Source organism: Cupriavidus agavae (assembly GCF_004217045.1).
In the GTDB taxonomy this organism is placed as follows: domain Bacteria; phylum Pseudomonadota; class Gammaproteobacteria; order Burkholderiales; family Burkholderiaceae; genus Cupriavidus; species Cupriavidus agavae.
On sequence record NZ_SGXM01000008.1, the window covers coordinates 122,593 to 137,697 of the forward strand.

The following is a 15,105-nucleotide window of genomic DNA, read 5'->3' on the forward strand; positions in this document are numbered from 1 at the left end:
AGGCGGACAGGGCGGGCGGAGGCGCTGCGGTATAGTTCCCGCCATGCCGATCTCCGCCCCCGACCACCCCGACCACCCCCGCCATCCTTTCTCGCTCGCCGGCCGCGTGGCGCTGGTCACCGGCGGCGCGCAGGGCCTGGGCCTGGCGATTGCCACGGGCCTGGCCGATGCCGGCGCGCACGTGCTGGTCTGCGCGCGCAATGCGCAGCGCGTGGCCGATGCCGTGGCGCAGCTGCAGGCGCGCGGCGCCAGCGCCGGGGCACTGGTGCTCGACATCAACGATGCAGCGGCCGCCGCCGCCGCGTTCGGGCGGATCGAGGCAGACCATGGCCGGCTCGATATCCTCGTCAACAACGCGGGCGCACGCAACCGCAGCGGCATGGCGCAACTCGACGCCGACGACCTGCGCGCGATGCTCGAAACCAACCTCGTGGCGCCCTACGCGCTGTGCCGCCACGCGGCGCGGCTGATGGCGCAGGGCGGCTACGGGCGCATCGTCAATGTCAGTTCGATTGCCGGGCAGATCGCCCGCGCCAACGACGTGCTGTATCCGGCCACCAAGGGCGGTCTCGACGCACTGACGCGCGCCATGGCCGCCGATCTGGGCCGGCAGGGCATCACGGTCAACGCCATCGCGCCGGGCTACTTCGCCACCGGGCCGAACCAGGCGATGGTCGAGGACGCCGGCGTGGCCGAGTGGCTGCGCAACCGCACCTCGCTGGGCCGCTGGGGCCAGCCTGCCGAAGTGGCCGGCGCGGTGGTCTTCCTTGCCTCGCCGGCGGCGTCGTACGTCAGCGGTCAGGTGCTGGCCGTGGACGGCGGCTACCTCGGCCATTTTTGAGCGTGCCCGGCGCCGCCGTGCCGTAGTGTGCGCGCAGCGCGTCGATCATCGCGGCGGCGGCTGCCGAATCGCTGCGCTCGCGCAGCCGCACCAGGCAGATATCGCGCTGCAGCGTGGGCATCTGCATCGGCCGGATAGCCAGCCCCTCGCGCCGGAACTGGAACAGCGCCAGCGCCGGCACCACCGATACCCCCAGCCCCGCCTCGACCAGCGCCGCCACCGTGGCCAGGTGCTCCACCTCCATCACCCCGTTGAGCCGCAGCGGATGCAGCGCCGCGTCGAGATGCTGCCGCACGCTGCTGGTGCGTGACAGCTGGATGAACGGCAGCCCGGCCAGCGCCTGGGGCGCGATGCGGCGCTTCGCGGCCAGTGCGTGGTCGGCCGGGCAGACCAGGTAGAAGCTGTCGTGCACCAGCGGTTCGACGCGCAGGTCCGTATCCTGGCCCGGCGCCGGCGCCAGCGCAAAATCGGCCTGGCCGCGCCGGACCATGTCGATGCAGCCGTCGGCAAGCTGGTCGTGCAGGGCCAGCGCGATGCCGGGGTAGCGCCGGTGGAAGTCGGCCATCAGCGGCGGCAGGTCGCCGCCGGCCAGCGAAGGCAGCGCGGCAATCGACACGCGGCCCTTGCGGCGCTCGGCGTGGTCGCGCAGGTCTTCGAAGACACTCTCGAAGTCCGCCAGCAGCCGGCGCGCCGCCTCGTCGAAGCGGCGGCCGTCGGCGCTCAGGTCCACATGGCGCGTGGTGCGCTCGAACAGGCGGCTGCCGGCTTGCTCCTCGATGGTCTGGATCAGCGTGCTGAACGCCGATTGCGAGAGATGGCACGCCTGCGCGGCGCGCGTAAAGTTGCGGTGGGTGGCCAGCGCGACGAACGCGCGCAGGTGCTTGACCGAGAGGTTGGCGAGCATGGGCGGGGGCGGAAAATGATATGAACGTGATTCATCGAATTTCTCAATAGGTTAATCCAAATCATCCGTTTGTCGAGGTTAACCGGCTGCGCCTAGAATGCAATCGCTGCCTACTGGAACCCTGCCAACGCCCATGACTGCCCCCCTGCTGATCGGCTCCGGAGCCGGCTTCTCCGGCGACCGTACCGATGCCGCCCTGCCCGTGGTGCGCACGCTGATCGCCGCGGGCGGCCCCGGCGCCCTGATCTTCGAGACGCTCGCCGAGCGCACGCTGGCGCTGGCCCAGCTGGCCCGGCGCGAGAATCCCGAACACGGCTACGAGCCGTTGCTCGACCTGCTGCTGACGCCGGTGCTGGGCCTGTGCCTGCGGCACGGCATTCCGGTCATCGGCAACTTTGGCGCGGCCAATCCCCACGCCGCCGCGCGCCGCGTGCTGGCGCTGGCCGCCGAGCTGGGCCTGCCCGCGCCGCGCGTGGCCGTGGTGGAGGGCGATGATCTCTCGCACGAAGCCGGCCGCGCCATGCTGCGCGGCATCGTCGGCGAGGCGTTTCCCGAGGCGCGCTTCGTCTGCGCCAACGCCTATATCGGCGCGCGGGCGATTGCCGACGCGCTGCGCGAGGGCGCCCAGGTGGTGGTCTGCGGCCGCGTGGCCGACCCCGCGCTGGCGGTCGGGCCGGCCATGGCGCACTTCGGCTGGGCCTGGGACGACTGGGACCGCCTGGCGGCGGCCACCATGGCGGGCCATCTGCTCGAATGCGGCGCCCAGGTCAGCGGCGGCTATTTTGCCGACCCCGGCATGAAGGACGTGCCGGACGTGCACGACGTGGGCTTCCCGATCGCCCGGCTCGACGCCGGCGGCGGCATCGAGATCTTCAAGGCGGCCAACACCGGCGGCTGCGTGGATCTGCGCACCGTGAAGGAACAGTTGCTCTACGAGGTACACGACCCCAGCGCCTACCTGACGCCGGACGTGGTGGCCGATATCGGCGCGGTCACGGTCGAGCAGGTTGGCCCGGACCGCGTGGCCGTGGGCAATGTGCGCGGCCATCCGCGTCCGGCCGAGCTGAAGGCGAACCTGTTCCACCAGGGCGGCTGGTTCGCCGAGGGCGAGATCTCCTACGCCGGCCCGAACGCCGCCGCGCGGGCGCGCCTGGCTGCCGACATCGTCCGCAAGCGCATGCAGGGGCTGGGCCATGAGGCGCCGATCCGCTGCGACCTGATCGGGGTGCTGAGCGTGTTCGCCGACGACGGCGGCGCCATGCTGGCCGCGCCGCAGCCCCACGAGGCCGGGGCGCGCGACGTGCGCATGCGCGTGGCGCTGGCCCACGAGGACAAGGCGGTTGCCCAGGCGCTGCTGCGCGAGGTCAACGCGCTCTACACCTGCGGCCCGGCCGGCGGCGGCGGCGTGCGCACCGCGCTGCGTGCGCGGCTGAACGCCACGTCCTGCCTGGTGCCGCGCGACGCCGTGGCCGTCACCCATTCCTTCGTTGCCTGACCGGAGCCCGCGATGACCCCCCCGACCGCCGCGCCCGCCGCCACCGCGCCGCTCTACCAGTTTGCCCATGGCCGCACCGGCGACAAGGGCGACCGCTCCAACATCAGCGTGATCGCCTACGATGCCCGCGATTTCGACCACCTCGTGGCCCATGTCACCGAGGACGCCGTGCGCGCGCTGTTCGCCGCCCGCCGGCCCCGGGCCGTGAAGCGCCATGTGGTGGCGTCGATCCAGGCGATGAACTTCGTCATCGACGGCGTGCTCGATGGCGGCGTCAACGATGCGCTCAATCTCGATACCCACGGCAAGGCGCTGGCCTTCCTGCTGCTGGGCCTGCCGATCCCCCTGCCGCCGCGGCTCGCCGGCGGCGCTGCATGACCGCCGAGCCGTTCCCCATGTCAAAACGAGTCAAGAAAGAGGAGACAACGATGTACGGATTCCGCAAGCCGCTGGCGATTGCCGCCTGGGCGATGTGCCTGGCCTTGCCCGCAGGCAGCGCCTGGGCAGAGTTTCCCGACAAGCCGGTGCGCTTCGTGGTGCCGTTCGCGGCCGGCAGCGCCACCGACCAGCTGGCCCGCGCCATCGGCCAGGCCATGACCGTGGACAGCAAGGTCACCGTGGTGGTGGACAACAAGCCCGGCGCCAATGGCTTCATCGCCGCCAGTGACGTGGCCAAGGCCGCGCCCGATGGCTACACGGTGCTGATCACCACCAACACCACGCACGCCGCCAACGAACACCTGTTCAAGAAGCTGCCGTATGACCCGGTCAAGGACTACGCCCCGCTGACCGCGCTGGGCCGTGGCGGCCAGATCATGGTGGTCAACCCGCAGGTGCCGGCCAAGACCGTGGGCGAGTTCATCGCACTGGCCAGGAAGGAGCCGGGCAAGCTGAGCTTCGGCAGCGGCAGCTCGTCGTCGCGCATCGCCGGCGAACTGTTCCAGCAGATGGCGCATGTGCAGTTGCTGCATGTGCCGTACAAGAGCAACCCGCTGGCCATTACCGACCTGCTCGGCAACCAGATCCAGATGATGATCACGGATACCGCCACGGGCCTGCCGCAAGTCAAGACCGGCAAGCTGCGCGCGCTGGGTGTGTCGGGCAAGGCCCGTTCGCCGCTGGCGCCGGAAGTCCCGACCATCGACGAGGCCGGCGTGAAGGGCTACGAGATGAGCTACTGGTTCGCCGCCTACGCCCCGGCCGGCACGCCGCCGGCGGTGGTGACCAAGCTGAGCCAGGCGCTGGTGAAGGCCGCAAAGAGCGAGACGGCGTCGCAGTTCTACAAGACCACCGGCACCGAGGTGTTCACGAGCTCCCCGGCCGAACTGGCGAAATTCCAGTCGCAGGAGTCGGAGAAGTGGGGGCGGATCATCAAGTCCGCTGGCATCCAGCCGGAGTGATGGGGGACGCAGAAACGGGTACGGTTTGATCGCCCCCTTTCTGTTTTAGCCCCCCTCTCCCGCGTTGCGGGAGAGGTTAGCACCCCCAGCTTCAAGGCTTCAACTTCCCCCGGTAATCCACCGCATACGGCAGCTTGCCCGGCGATGCCGAGCCCACCGGCTGCGACAGCTTGTCGAACTCGGTCTGCCCGAATGCGTCAAGCCGGCCCAGCGTGGCGGCGGTCTTGTCGCCGCTGACGATGGCGTCCGGTGCCAGCGCCACCATGGCTTCCGAAGCCTTGCGCACGGCCGCGAGGTAGCTGGCGGTGTCGTCAAGGTTGACCTGCTTCAGGTCAACGACCGTACGCAGCCAGTCTCCCCAGTAGAACTCCGTGTACTCCGTGGCGCCCGAGGGCGGCGCGTAGCCGACGTCGCGCGTGAAGTAGACCAGCGAGCGGTACGGGTCGTTGCCCAGGCCGTTGTTCAGGCCCACGGCGCGCGGCAGGTCGGCCGGGTAGACCGGGCGGTTCTCGCCATCCTTGAGCCAGACCAGCTTGCGCTCGCGCAGCGTGCGGAAGAACTGGGCGCGGTTCAGGCCGGACAGGTTGTCCTGGACCCGCACCCACATCTTCGCCTGCGGGCCGCCCGTGGGCGCCTCCATGACCGTGCTGAAGGCGTGGTGGCCATCGGTCAGGTACGGCTCGCCGAACGGGCCCACCACCAGCGTCTTCATGTCCTCGGGCTTCTCGCCCACGGCCTTGGTGCAGGTGAACGAACTCAGGTCGTCGATGCGCGAGGTGGCCGTGACGCCGGTCTTGGCTGTCTTGTTCTGGCCGTTGTTCTCGCAGGCGTCGTCGAAGTTCTTGAGCGGTTCGACGGCGTAGCGCCCGAGCTTGTAATAGATCTGGTCGCGGCCGATGGCCGGCTGCGTCGGGCGCAGGTCGGCCATGGTCACCAGCGCGTTCTGGCCGGCGGCGGCAGTCAGGTAGGTGGCAATGGGCGTGGGCGCCGGCAGCGGCGCGCAGACGGCCGGCAGCTGGCGTTCGGTGCCGGGCACCTGGCGCAGCTGGTAGGCCAGGTTGCGGCTCACCGGCAGCCAGGTCAGCGTGGCGCTGCGTGGCTGGCTGGCCACGGTTTCCTGCCAGTTGCCCGACAGCAGGCCGTTGGCCGTGGCGCCGCCCACGCTGTTGTAGGCCAGCCTCACGTCGACCGGGATGTTGTCGGCCGCCAGCGCGTCGCCGGTCACCGAGACGATGTTGCGGCGCGTACGGCCCGTGACGGCGTTGCTGGCGTCAAGTTCGGGTTCAGAGCAGATCCAGTCGCCGTCCACGGCGTTGGCGGCCAGCGCGGTGGCCGGGCGCACCACCCAGTTGCCGGTGGCGGCACTGGCGCTGGCGCCGGTCTCGTCGACGAACAGCGCCACGCTGCCCTGCTGGCGGCCCACGAACACGCGGCCCACCTTGCTGCCGCCCAGCGTCAGCGTGTAGGCGCCGGGGTAGCGCGACTGGTCGGCGTCGGCGCTGAGCTGCCCGGCCTGGCCGCCCGCGCAGCTGGCGCTGTAGCCCTGGCCGGCGCAGACGCGCACGGCGCCGGTGGCGTCGATGGCAAGCTGGCCGGCGCTGGCCGCATCGCCCGCCTGGCGCAGGTAGCTGTAGGTGCCGGCCACGTCGGCCAGTTGCGCGCCACGGTTGGCGGCCGAGACGTAGCCCTGCAGCAGCGCGCCGTTGCCGGCCAGCACGTTGGGCACCTGGCCCAGGGCGCCGGACAGCAGGCCGTCGTCCACCGAGAAGCTGAACGTGATGGCAGCCGCCGCGGCCGCCAGCGCGGCCGGCACGTCGCTGTCCGAGGCTGCCAGATTCGAGACGCGATACATGTTGCCCTCGACCTTGTACTGGCCCACCAGTGTACCGGCCAGTCCGAAGCGGGAATCGAGGAAGCGCAGCGTCAGCTGGCCGGCGGCGGGCTGGTCGAGCGCCACGGAGACGGTGTCGCCAAAGCTGGCCGCGCCCACGTAGAGCGAGCCGCCCGACAGCGGCTGGACGGCGGCCGGCGTGGTGCCCGTGCCGCCATTGCCGGCGTTGCCGGTGTTGCCGTTGCCGGCACTGCTGCCGTTGTCATCGCTGCCGCCGCAGGCGGCCAGGGCGGCGGCCAGCGCCAGAATGGTGGCGGCGCCAATCGTCTGCGATACCCGGCTGGCGGGCTTCCTCGACCTGCTTCCCATGTCTTTTTTCCTTTTGTCGTGTGGTCCGGTGCGGCGTGCGCGGCACGTTGCCGCGCGCCAGTCTAGGCATGGGCCGTGACGCTCGCGTGACAGCCTGGCTGCTGACCCGGCGGTTTTTGGCCTAGAGTGAGGACAGGACACTCACAGGAGCCGCGTCATGGCGCATGGTCCGCATGGACGGCCGTCGGGCCGCCGCAGATGGCTGATCGCAGGCGGGTGGAGCGTGTTGCTGGCGCTGCCGGTCACGCCGGGCATCGCCCAGCCCGGCCGCAAGGGCAAGGACTCGGGCAAGGACGGAGGCAGGTCGAGGATCGGCGTGATCGGCTCGGGCAAGATTGGCGGCACCGTGGGCGGGCTGTGGGTCCGGGCCGGACATCCGGTGATGTTCTCGTCGCGCCACCCCGAGTCGCTCAAGCCGCTGGTCGACGGCCTGGGCCCGCTGGCGCAGGCCGGCACCGTGGCCCAGGCGGTAGCCTTCGCCGACGTGCTGCTGCTGGCCGTCCCCTACGGCGCGGTGCCCGAGGTGGGCCAGCAGAACAACTGGAAGGGCAAGATCGTGCTAGACGCCACCAATGCCATTGCCGGGCGCGACGGCGCGGTGGTGGACGAAGTCAAGGCCAACGGTATCGGCGCGACCACGGCAAAGTACCTGCCCGGCGCGCGCGTCGTCCGCGCGTTCAACTTCACCAGTGCCGGCGATTTCGCCCGCGAAAGCCATCGCAAGCCGCCGCTGATGGCGGTGCCGCTGGCCGGCAACGATGCCGAGGCGCTGATGGTGGCGTCGGCGCTGGTCAGGGAGGCGGGATTCGATCCCGTGGTGGTGGGCGGGCTGTCCACGGCCGACCGCTTTGCGCCGGGCGGCAAGCTGTTCCGCCAGGCGGGTACGGCCGAGGAGTTCCGGCGCGCGATGGCCGAATAGTCAGATTCGGACGGAAGGGGGCAAGGGGGCGCCTAGCGGCGGCGCCACTCCATCGCCACCATCGAGGGCGTGAAGCCAAGCTGGCCGAAGAACGCGGCTTCGGACGAACGCGCCGCGCGCAGGACCCAGGTGATATCGGGATCGTTGCCCATGACATGCCGCAGCAGGGCGCGGCCGATGCCACGGCGCCGGTGCTGGGGCGCCACGGCCACCATCGAGATGTAGCCGTTGGAAATGTCGTCGCAGAGCGCACGGGCAAAGCCGATGACCTCGCCGGCCTCCACGGCCACCGCCACCCGCTGGGAGTTGGCGATCAGCTGCGCGAACCGTTCGGGGTTGTTGACCTGTTCCCAGCCGTTGGCAACCAGGAGCAGCCTGGCCGCCTCGATTTCAGCGGGCAACGGGTTACGAACTTCCATCGACGATTCCTCCTGCCTGATACTGGCACCGCGCCATGCATCCCCATCGAAAGTGGGGCACAGGAACGCTCCGGGCCGCGTTTCCCGCGGCACGCCGTGCCAATGCCGCCCGATTTGGCGACAGAGTGTAGCGAAGCGGATGCGGCGGCGTCAAACTACTTCGTCCGCGCAGTGCGGCCTCGCGCACGGTACGGCCGCGCACGCGGCAGCCCTGTCACCCGCCGGACGCTGGCGGTATGATGGCTGCCATGAACGCACCGATCTTCTCTTCCGCCCATCCGGCCGATCAGCTGGCCGAGTTCACCGACGCCGACAGCGCCCTCGCGCGCATCGGCGAGATCTACGACAGTTCCGTGGCGGCGGTGCGGGCGCGCTTCGACGCCTTCGCCCAGGGCAAGCCCCTGCCGTCGGCGGCGCACGCGTGCTACCCCTACCTCGGCATCTCGGTCAACCTGGAGACGATGGTGACCGACAGCCGGCCGTCCTGGGGCACCGTGGCCTATCCGGGCGTCTACGGCACCACCGTGACGCGGCCGGACCTGCTGTGCGACTACTACCGCGACCAGATCGAACGCCTGATGCGCTACCACCGGGTTCCGGTCGTGGTGGGCCTGTCCCGGCAGCCGATCCCGCTGCCGTTCGTGATCGAGGCGTCGACCACCGACATCAGCTACACGCAGGCGCGCGAGCTGGAAGCGTCGTTCGTACTGCCCGAACTGAGCCGCATCGACGATTCGATCGCCAACGGCACCTACGAGCCCACGCCGGGCGAGGCCTGGCCGCTCTCGCTGTTCTCCGCCGAGCGCGTCGATCTGGCACTGCAGCGCCTTTACCACTACACGGGCACCGCGCCGCAGCACTTCCAGCGCTTCGTGCTGTTCACCAACTACCAGCGCTACGTGGACGAGTTCGTCACGCTGGGCCGGGGACTGATGGCCAGCGGCGGCGGCGACGGCTATGTCCGCTTCGTCGAGCCCGGCGACGTGGTGCAGCCGCTCGGCGCGGTGGAGCCCGAGGACGCCTCGCGTCCGCGCGCACTGCCGCAGATGCCGGCGTACCACCTGGTGCGCGAGGACGGGCTGGGCGTGACGCTGGTGAATATCGGCGTGGGGCCTTCCAACGCCAAGACCATGACCGACCACCTGGCGGTGCTGCGGCCCCATTGCTGGCTGATGGTGGGCCATTGCGGCGGCCTGCGCCGTTCACAGCAACTGGGTGACTACGTGCTGGCCCACGCCTACGTGCGTGACGACCACGTGCTCGACCACGATTTGCCGCCGTGGGTGCCGGTGCCGCCGATTGCCGAGATCCAGGTCGCGCTGCAGGAGGCCGTGGCGCGCGTGACGGGGTTGTCGGGCACCGAGATGAAGACGCGCATGCGGACCGGCACGGTGGTGTCCACCGACGACCGCAACTGGGAGCTGAAGTCCAAGGCGCTCTACGCGCGCTTCAATCAGTCGCGCGCCATCGCCATCGACATGGAGAGCGCCGCCGTGGCCGCCAACGGCTTCCGGCTGCGCGTGCCGTACGGCACGCTGCTGTGCGTCTCCGACAAGCCGCTGCATGGGGAGCTGAAGCTGCGCGGCATGGCCAACGCGTTCTATCGCCAGCGCGTCAGCCAGCACATGACCATCGGGCTCGAAGCCATCCGTATCCTGCGCGAGAACGGCGTGGAGCAACTGCATTCCCGCAAGTTGCGCAGCTTCGACGAACCGGCGTTCCGCTAGGTCGCCGCCGCCTCCCGGCCCCTGGAACGAAAAAAGCGCGCGGGATTGCCGCGCGCAGGGAGACGGAGAAGGGCGCCGGGTCGGCACCCCTTCCGGAGACAACGCAAAAATCAGAAGCGGTAGCCCACGCCCGCGCTGAACAGCCACGGATCGAGCTTGACCGTCGAGATCTTGGTCGAGCCCGCATAGACGTTGCTCGAAATCCAGACCTTCTTGGCGTCGACGTTCAGGAACCAGTTCTTGTTGATCCGGTAGTCCATGCCGATCTGCAGTGCCGGACCCACGCTCCAGCGGTCCAGGCCCAGCCCGCCGGCCAGGTCGCCGCCGTAGATGCGCGTCACGTTGACACCGGCACCCACGTACGGGCGGAACGTGCCGTTCGGCACGAAGTGGTACTGCAGCAGCAGGCTCGGCGGCAGGTGCTTGAACGTGCCGATCTTGCTGCCGTCGAGGCTGACGTTCTGCTTCTGCGGCACCGTCAGCACGAGTTCCGCGGCGATATGCGGCACGATGAAGTACGTGACGTCGATTTCCGGAATCCACTTGTTGTTGACGTGGATGCGGTCTGAGGCGCCGACGCCGCCCACGGGGTCGGACTTGTTTGCCATGTCCAGGTAGGTGCCGCGCAGGCGCACCATCCAGTTGCCCTGGGCGTCATCGGCGGCGAAGGCCGGCGCTGAAAGGCTGCCGAACGTGGCGGCGGCGAGCGCCAGGCAGATCGAGGAAGCGATGGTCTTGCTGCGGGGAGTGCTGCGGGGAGTGGAGGTAGTGGTCATTGGTCAAACACTCGACTTCGAAAAAGTGTGACCAGTGTGGGCGTTGCCAATCGCCCGGACCTTGATGCAGGACAAGTGGAGCGCAGCCGACACGTTTGGCGTGCCGAGGCGTCGCCCGCACGCGACACCATCGCCCGAAAGCCCTGTCCGGGGCTTGCGCCTGCGCCCCGATGCTTCTATTCACATGCGGATTTATTCGTGGCGCGCGCCGCCGCCCGCCCTTACGCTGTGCGCACGGTGGTTGTGCACCGCGCATGTCGTGGGCGTCCGCGAGGACGTCTTTGCAGGTGTGCCCTCTGGGGGGAGGGCACACCGTTTTTCTGCCCGGCGCGTGCGCCGGGCCGCTGGTCAGGCCGCCTGCGCCTGCTCGCCGCCGCGCGCCGCCAGGTGCCGGTTCACGCCCGATACCACGGCCTTGAGCGACGCCGTGACGATGCTGCTGTCCACGCCGGCGCCGAAGCCCGTGGGCGAATCGCCGACGCGTACTTCCACGTAGCAGGCCGCATTGGCGTTGGCGCCGGTGGTCATGGCGTGCTCGTGGTAGTCCATCACGCGCACCGTCAGGCCCAGGCCGCGCGCGAAGGCGTCCACGGCCGCGTCGATCGGCCCGTTGCCGGCGCCCCGGATACGCACCGGCTGGCCGTCGCGCTCCAGTTCCATCTCGATCTCCACGGTGCTGTCGCCGGTGGACACCATGCGGTGCGAGGCCAGCCGCAGCGGCGCGTCCACGTCGAGGTACTCGCGCCGGAACAGCGCGTAGAGATCCTCGGCGCTGGCTTCGAGCCCGGTCTCGTCCGTCATGACCTGCACGGCGCGGCTGAACTCGATCTGCAGCCGGCGCGGCATGAAGATGCCGTGAACCTGTTCAAGCAGATACGCCATGCCGCCCTTGCCCGACTGGCTGTTCACGCGGATCACCGCGTCATAGCTGCGGCCCAGGTCGGCCGGGTCGATCGGCAGGTAGGGCACTTCCCAGATGGCGTCGGGCTTCTGCTGGGCAAAGCCCTTGCGGATGGCGTCCTGGTGCGAGCCAGAGAACGCCGTGAAGACGAGGTCGCCCACGTACGGGTGGCGCGGGTGCACCGGCAGCTGGTTGCAGTGCTCGACGCACTGCCTGACCTCGTCGATATCGGAGAAGTCCAGTTCGGGGTCGACACCCTGCGTATAAAGGTTGAGCCCCAGCGTGACCAGATCCACGTTGCCGGTGCGCTCGCCGTTGCCGAACAGGCAGCCTTCCACGCGGTCCGCGCCGGCCATCACGGCCAGTTCGGCGGCGGCCACGGCGGTGCCGCGGTCATTGTGGGGGTGCACCGAGAGCACGATGTGCTCGCGGCGCGCCAGCCGGCGGTGCATCCACTCGATCTGGTCCGCGAAGATATTGGGCGTGCTGCATTCCACCGTGGTGGGCAGGTTCAGGATCATCGGCCGGGCGGCGTCGGGCTGCCAGACCGCCGAGACAGCGTCGGAAACTTCGAGCGAGAAATCGAGTTCGGCCAGGCTGAAGGTCTCGGGCGAGTACTCGTACGACCAGGCCGTGCCGGGCATGGCGTCGGTCAGTTCGCGGATCAGGCGCGTGCCGGCGACGGCCACTTCCTTGATTTCCTCGCGCGAGGCGTTGAAGACGATGCGGCGCCAGGCCGGCGCGATCGGGTTGTAGAGGTGGACCGTGGCGCGCCGGGCGCCGCGCACGGACTCCACCGTCCGGCGGATCAGGTCTTCCCGCGCCTGCGTCAGCACGACGATCGTGACGTCCTCGGGAATGCGGTTCTCCTCGATCAGCATGCGCACGAAATCGAAATCGGTCTGCGAGGCCGACGGGAACGCGACCTCGATCTCCTTGATGCCGATCTTGACCAGTTGTTCGAAGAACCGGAGCTTGCGCGGGCCGTTCATCGGCTCGATCAGCGCCTGGTTGCCGTCCCGCAGGTCGGTGCTCATCCAGCGCGGGGCGCGGGTGATCTGGCGCGAAGGCCAGGTGCGGTCGGGCAGGTCGACGACAGGGGCGGGACGGTACTTGGAGGCGGGGTTGCGCAACATGGGCATGAGTTTTCTCCCTCGCTGGGGAAGTCAGGGCGGGACGCGGCCGTCGTGCGGGGCGTTCCGGATCAAACGGAATGACGGAAGAGGAGGCGAGGGGCTGCCGAGCTTGCCACGGGCTCTAGGCCCGGCAACCGATCGGTAGGTCTAGCAGTAGCGAGGCGGCGCCCGGCAGGCGGACCGGCAGCAGGCCCGTCGCGCCCGCGCGCACGGCGGCATCGATGCGCGGGGCATCGGCGGCGTGGCGGAGGGAGAGGGCGGCTGGTTGCATGCGGTGAGGTCAGGTATCGGCCCGAAGATCGGCCGACCGCCACAGCGTAGTGCAAAACCCTTAGGCGCGTCAACCGGGGCGGCGTCGTTCGGCTTACCCCCAACGGATGATTTCCACCCGTTTTGTACGGTGCCGCTCAGCCCTCTGGCCGGTACAGCGCGGCGCACATCGCGCCTAGATTGGAGGGCAGATGGGACGGGACCGATAACGACGAAGGGGACGAATCATGCGTACACGCACGTGGACGAGCTGGCTTGCCTGCATGGCGACGGCATTGATGCTCGGGGCTTGTGGCGGCGGAGGCGGCGGGTCCGGCAGCAGCGCGGGCGCGCCGGCGGACACGGGCGGCGGTGCGGGCGGTGGCGGCAGCGGCGGCGGCACGACCACCACGCCGGTGGCGAAGTCCTACACCGTGGTCATGAGCCAGACCTCGGGCCAGGTCAGCGTGGGCAATTCGATTTCGCTGACGGCATCGGTCGTCGACGATCTCGGCAATGACGTGACAGGCTCGACGAGCTTCGTCTGGTCGAGCACGAACGGCGGTGTTGCCAACGTGGCCAACGGCACGGTGCCGGGCAGCGTCGTGGTGACCGGCGTGGGCACCGGCACGGCCTCGATCAACGTGCTGGCTACCGTGACCGGCGCCAACGGCGCCACCACCACGCTGCCGCTGACCTCTGCCACGATCACCGTGGTGGCGGCCGGCGTCAGGACCTACAGCCTGGCGATGCCGTACCCGGTGCTGTCGATGACCAACGGCCAGGTGCTGCCGGTCACGGCGTCGCTGATCGACAGCGACGGCGCCGACCGCTCAGCCGCCGGCATCGGCTGGACATGGCGCAGCAGCACGGTGGCGGTGACGGTCACGGGCGCGGCCAATGTCGGCACGCTGACCGGCGTCAACACCAGCGACAACGCGGCGCAGTCGGTGGTCAGCGTCCAGGTGACCACGCCCGACGGCAGCACGCTGACCGGCGCCTTCCTGGTCTCGGTCTTCAAGAGCAGCGTGCAGACGTACCGGCTGGTGCTGTCGCAGTACGGCCAGCAGATCAATGCGCTGAACGTGCTCAACGGCTATCCGCAGAAGTACGACTCGCAGGTGGTGCGCAACGATGGCGGCGATGCCACGCCCGACTTCACGGGCCTGTGGAGCATCACCACGACCTCGCCCTCGCTGGCGGCGCTGCACAACGGCACGACCCACGTGACCACGGTGACCACGAGCCGTCCCAACGGATCGCTGCCGCTGCAGAGTGTGCTGTCGCAGGTGGCCGGCAGCCTGACGCTGGCCGCCAAGCCGCGCGCCTCGCTGCTGGTCACCGAGACGCCGAAGTGGGCACTGGTCTATGACGGCCCCGATCCGCTGGTGGTGCCCGGCGGCGGCATTCCGGTGGCGGCCCATGTCATGGAGCGCGGGTTCGACAACGGCATCATGAACTGCAACGGCACCTGGGCCTGGAGCGTGGTGAGCGGCCCCGTGACGCTGGTGCCGGCGCTGACCGACAACTCGCGGACCATCGTGCCGACCGGATCAGGACCGTTCATGCTGAAGGCCACGTGCACGGCCGGCACGGACACGCCGGTGTCGCTGATGATTCCGGGGACGGCGCAGTAGGGGAGTCAGAACCCGCAGTATTTGCGTTGACCCTGTGTTTGCTCCCCTCTCCCGCGCGGGAGAGGGGAGCAAACCGGCGCGAGCGTACCCGTTTCTGCGTGACAGATGTGCCGCCCGGAAACAAGAATGGCGACCTTTCAGGTCGCCATTCGCTTGAACCGGGGCAGAAAAATCAGGTCTTCCGTACGAACCGGATCACCTGCTCGTCATCCGCACGACTGCCACTGCCGCCCGACGATCCCGACGTATTCGATCCGCACGAACTGCAGCCGCTGTTGGTATCGCATCCCGTGGCGCAGCCTGCCGCCTGGGTGGGCGAGAGGCGGCGCGCCAGCCAGCCGCGCCAGCCCGGTGCCGCCGCGCCGCCCAGCGTGGCGGCCAGGCTGGCCTTGGCGCGCTCGCGTGTGCGGGGCATGTACCGGCCGGCCACGTGCACGGCACAGGCCAGCACGATCAGCGGCACCACGATGGTTTCAAAGGCGTGATAGAGCGTCATGGCCG

13 protein-coding genes are annotated in these 15,105 nt (G+C 69.6%); 7 read left to right on the forward strand and 6 right to left on the reverse strand.

Annotation, left to right across the window (positions count from 1 at the left end; translation table 11 throughout):
- Positions 1 to 43: 43 nt before the first annotated feature.
- On the forward strand, positions 44 to 841 hold the full coding sequence (locus EV147_RS21655; protein ID WP_130393268.1) for an SDR family oxidoreductase: 798 nt from the start codon (positions 44 to 46) through the stop codon (positions 839 to 841).
- On the opposite strand, the gene EV147_RS21660 is transcribed toward EV147_RS21655, so the two are convergent.
- Entirely contained in the window at positions 792 to 1,745 is a 954-nt protein-coding gene (locus tag EV147_RS21660) for a LysR family transcriptional regulator (protein WP_130393269.1), read from the reverse strand. The genes EV147_RS21655 and EV147_RS21660 overlap by 50 nt on opposite strands.
- A gap of 133 nt (positions 1,746 to 1,878) precedes the next feature.
- Between EV147_RS21660 and EV147_RS21665 the strand changes: the two genes are divergently transcribed.
- The 3 genes from EV147_RS21665 to EV147_RS21675 are packed head-to-tail and all read left to right on the forward strand — an operon-like array spanning position 1,879 to position 4,640.
- Entirely contained in the window at positions 1,879 to 3,240 is a 1,362-nt protein-coding gene (locus EV147_RS21665; protein WP_130393270.1) for an acyclic terpene utilization AtuA family protein, read from the forward strand.
- 12 nt (positions 3,241 to 3,252) lie between these two features.
- Positions 3,253 to 3,618, forward strand: coding sequence for an AtuA-related protein (locus EV147_RS21670; RefSeq protein WP_130393271.1), 366 nt, complete (start codon positions 3,253 to 3,255; stop codon positions 3,616 to 3,618).
- A 50-nt stretch (positions 3,619 to 3,668) separates the two neighbouring features.
- Entirely contained in the window at positions 3,669 to 4,640 is a 972-nt protein-coding gene (locus tag EV147_RS21675) for a Bug family tripartite tricarboxylate transporter substrate binding protein (RefSeq protein ID WP_130393272.1), read from the forward strand.
- A 91-nt stretch (positions 4,641 to 4,731) separates the two neighbouring features.
- On the opposite strand, the gene EV147_RS21680 is transcribed toward EV147_RS21675, so the two are convergent.
- Positions 4,732 to 6,840 (reverse strand): ParB/Srx family N-terminal domain-containing protein, encoded by a 2,109-nt coding sequence (locus EV147_RS21680; RefSeq protein ID WP_130393273.1) that lies wholly within the window; start codon positions 6,838 to 6,840, stop codon positions 4,732 to 4,734.
- A 157-nt stretch (positions 6,841 to 6,997) separates the two neighbouring features.
- Between EV147_RS21680 and EV147_RS21685 the strand changes: the two genes are divergently transcribed.
- On the forward strand, positions 6,998 to 7,759 hold the full coding sequence (locus EV147_RS21685) for an NADPH-dependent F420 reductase (RefSeq protein ID WP_130393274.1): 762 nt from the start codon (positions 6,998 to 7,000) through the stop codon (positions 7,757 to 7,759).
- Positions 7,760 to 7,791: 32 nt separating this feature from the next.
- Here the strand turns inward: EV147_RS21685 and EV147_RS21690 are convergent, their stop codons facing one another.
- Positions 7,792 to 8,178, reverse strand: coding sequence for a GNAT family N-acetyltransferase (locus tag EV147_RS21690; RefSeq protein ID WP_130393275.1), 387 nt, complete (start codon positions 8,176 to 8,178; stop codon positions 7,792 to 7,794).
- A gap of 236 nt (positions 8,179 to 8,414) precedes the next feature.
- Here EV147_RS21690 and EV147_RS21695 point away from each other — a divergent pair, with 236 nt between their 5' ends.
- Positions 8,415 to 9,905, forward strand: coding sequence for an AMP nucleosidase (locus tag EV147_RS21695; RefSeq protein WP_130393276.1), 1,491 nt, complete (start codon positions 8,415 to 8,417; stop codon positions 9,903 to 9,905).
- 110 nt (positions 9,906 to 10,015) lie between these two features.
- Here EV147_RS21695 and EV147_RS21700 read toward each other — a convergent pair whose 3' ends face one another.
- Positions 10,016 to 10,681: an OmpW/AlkL family protein gene (locus EV147_RS21700; protein WP_198680321.1), complete on the reverse strand. Its 666-nt coding sequence runs from the start codon at positions 10,679 to 10,681 to the stop codon at positions 10,016 to 10,018.
- A gap of 348 nt (positions 10,682 to 11,029) precedes the next feature.
- Positions 11,030 to 12,718, reverse strand: coding sequence for a 2-isopropylmalate synthase (leuA, locus tag EV147_RS21705; RefSeq protein ID WP_198680327.1), 1,689 nt, complete (start codon positions 12,716 to 12,718; stop codon positions 11,030 to 11,032).
- A gap of 497 nt (positions 12,719 to 13,215) precedes the next feature.
- On the opposite strand from leuA, the gene EV147_RS21715 reads away from it, so the two are divergent.
- A complete protein-coding gene (locus EV147_RS21715) occupies positions 13,216 to 14,604 on the forward strand; it encodes a hypothetical protein (RefSeq protein WP_235844902.1) in 1,389 nt (462 codons plus the stop codon).
- Positions 14,605 to 14,776: 172 nt separating this feature from the next.
- Here the strand turns inward: EV147_RS21715 and EV147_RS21720 are convergent, their stop codons facing one another.
- The gene (locus EV147_RS21720; protein WP_130393279.1) at positions 14,777 to 15,100 is read right to left on the reverse strand and encodes a DUF6587 family protein; all 324 of its coding nucleotides are present in this window, start codon (positions 15,098 to 15,100) and stop codon (positions 14,777 to 14,779) included.
- Positions 15,101 to 15,105 lie beyond the last annotated feature (5 nt).